At 65.8% G+C, this 2,850-nt stretch carries 2 protein-coding genes; both read left to right on the top strand.

All coding sequences use genetic code 11. The annotated features are described in order from the left end of the window. Positions 1–47: 47 nt before the first annotated feature. Positions 48–2,237, top strand: coding sequence for an alpha-galactosidase (locus AB4Y72_RS19635; protein WP_441427809.1), 2,190 nt, complete (start codon positions 48–50; stop codon positions 2,235–2,237). A 321-nt stretch (positions 2,238–2,558) separates the two neighbouring features. Next, positions 2,559–2,780, top strand: coding sequence for a hypothetical protein (locus AB4Y72_RS19630; RefSeq protein ID WP_441427808.1), 222 nt, complete (start codon positions 2,559–2,561; stop codon positions 2,778–2,780). The last annotated feature ends 70 nt before the right edge of the window (positions 2,781–2,850 follow it).

The following is a 2,850-nucleotide window of genomic DNA, read 5'->3' as shown; positions in this document are numbered from 1 at the left end:
GCGCGCAGCCCACCCCTTACTTCCACACCCGCAGAAGGACATCATTTATGGACCCGCTCCACCTCCGTTCCGCCGGCACCAGCCTGGTGATCAGCTTCGACAGCCGGGAGGCCGAGGTCATCCACTGGGGCGCGGATCTTGGCAGCACGCTGCCGGACCTCGCTATCCTCACAGCCGCTATCCCGCCGTCGTCCATCGACGCCGCCGTACCCACTGGCCTCCTGCCCCAGGCCGCATCCGGTTGGCGAGGCCGGGCTGCCCTGCGCGGACACCGGATGGTCGACGGCGTCTCGGGCCTTGATTTCTCAGCCCGCCTCCGCGTCGTGACAGTGAGCGTCGAGGGGACCTCAGCGGTGATCGTCCAGTCCGATCCCGATGCCGGCCTCACCGTCTCCTCCTCCCTGACACTGCACGACGGCGGCCTGCTGGAGCTCCGCCACACTGTCACCAATGACGGCACCACCCCGTTCCAGGTCGACGAGATGGCGACCGTCCTCCCGGTGGCCCCTGACGCCGTCGAACTCCTGGACCTCACCGGGCGCTGGTGCCGTGAACGCCACCCGCAGCGCCGCCCCATCCAACAGGGCACCTGGGTCCGCACCGGCCGGCACGGCCGCACCGGACACGACTCCTCCCTGCTTTTGGCCGCCGGCACCTCCGGCTTCGGCAACCGCCACGGCAAGGTCTGGGCCACGCACCTGGCCTGGAGCGGCAACCACGAACAGTTCGCCGACAGCATCGGCGAYGGCCGCACCATGATCGGCGGCTCCGAGCTCCTGGGCCCTGCCGAGGTCGTCCTCGCCCCAGGCGCCAGCTACACCACTCCGGCGCTCTTTGCTGCATACTCGGACCGCGGCCTGGACGGCATCAGCGAGGCCTTCTACAGCTGGTTCCGGTCCCGCCCCCACCACGTTTTGCCGGCAGCCACCACCGGCCTGCCCGCCGGCAAGCCCCGCCCGGTGGTGCTTAATGTCTGGGAAGYGGTCTACTTCGACCACAACCTGGCCACCCTCATCGAGCTGGCTGAGTCCGCCGCGGAGCTTGGTGTTGAGCGCTTCGTGCTCGACGACGGCTGGTTCCGCGGACGCCGCGACGACCGCGCCGGACTGGGCGACTGGTACGTCGACGAATCACTCTGGCCCGACGGCCTCACGCCGCTGATCGATGCTGTGACTTCCCGTGGGATGGAGTTCGGCCTCTGGGTGGAACCCGAAATGGTCAACCTCGACTCCGACATCGTCCGTGCGCACCCCGAATGGATTGTTGGCCCGTCCGTCCAGAGCTACAAGGACCGCGGCCGGCTGCCACTCGAATGGCGGCAGCAGCACGTCATCGACCTCGTAAACCCGGCGGCGTGGCAATACATCTACGATCGCATTGACACCCTTCTGCGTGAAAACAACATCAGCTACCTCAAGTGGGACCAGAACCGCGACCTGCTCGAACACGGCCACGCCGGCCGCTCCTCCGTCCACGAACAGACCCTCGCCGCCTACCGCCTCTTTGACGAACTCCGCAAGGCCCATCCCGACGTCGAAATTGAGAGCTGCTCCTCAGGCGGTGCCCGTGTGGACCTGGGCATCCTGGAACGCACCGACCGGATCTGGGCCTCGGACTGCAACGACGCGCTGGAACGCCAGACCATCCAACGCTGGACCGGCGTAGTGGTTCCGCCGGAGCTGGTGGGCGGACACATCGGCCCCACCACCTCGCACACCACGGCCCGCACGCACGACCTGTCGTTCCGCGCCATCACCGCCCTGTTCGGCCACTTTGGCATGGAATGGGATGTCCGCAGCGTTCAGGGCGCCGAAAGGGAGGAACTCAAACGCTTCATCGCCCTCTACAAAAAACACCGGAACCTCATCCACTCCGGGCGCATGGTCCGCGCCGACGTCGCCGACGGCTCCCTCATGCTCCACGGCGTGGTGGCCCCAGAGGATGCTGGTCAAGGCACGGCGGCCCTGTTCGCCCTGGTCAGCACACGCACCGCCGTCGCGGAACAACCGGGACGGATCTCTATCCCGGGCCTGGAGCCGGACCGGGAGTACCGTGCGGAGGCCATCTTCCCGGCTCCGGGTGACGCCGACTATTCGCACACGTTCACGCAGGTCCGCCCCCCGGCCTGGCTGGCGGACGGCGCCGTAGCCAACGGGCGGTTCCTGGCCGAGGTGGGACTGCCCATGCCTGCCCTCAACCCGGAACACGCACTGCTGCTCGAACTCACCGCACTGTAACAACTGACTGGCAAGCACCGCCGTTTCCCCCGTTCTCCGCAGCGGCGGAAACGGCGGGGGCAGCCTCCGCGCTAGTTAGAGGATGTAAATGAAAATCCTGGTCACAGGTGGCACCGGTACGTCAGTTCGCACACAGGCTTGTACCTAGGAATTCCGTGCCACAGCCGGCCTCTTCCGGCCATCTTTTGGACCAGTTCAAAACAGTTTGAGTCAGGAACAAAGATGGAAAACGAGGCTTCAGTCTTGGAAACCCAGGGCATCCTGGAAATACCTTTCTATTCCGCCCCTCCGCGCGTGCGAGGACAAATCCGCAGGACCACCATGTACACCGATGCATCAAAAGAAGACCTCCTCCACGTTCGGGTCCTGGACCGCAGCCATCTCGAGGACCAACTGGACAAAGCAGTGGACATCCTCGCGGCCAGGTCCCCGCTGCATGGCGGCAAAGGGATCCTCGTTTCCCGGAACTCCCCCCGGGACTTCACCGTCCAGCTCCACCCGGATGTCCCGTTCGGCACCATCCAGGAAAGGCAGGAATGGTAATCCGCGATGGGAACAGTCTCCCCTGGCAACCATGACCCGATGGGAACAGTCTCCCCTGGCAACCATGACC

Origin of the sequence: Arthrobacter sp. YAF34, assembly GCF_052113245.1 — a bacterium.
In the GTDB taxonomy this organism is placed as follows: Bacteria; Actinomycetota; Actinomycetes; order Actinomycetales; family Micrococcaceae; genus Arthrobacter.
The sequence above is the reverse complement of the archived record's forward strand: the minus strand, read 5'-3'. Positions and strand labels throughout refer to the sequence as shown.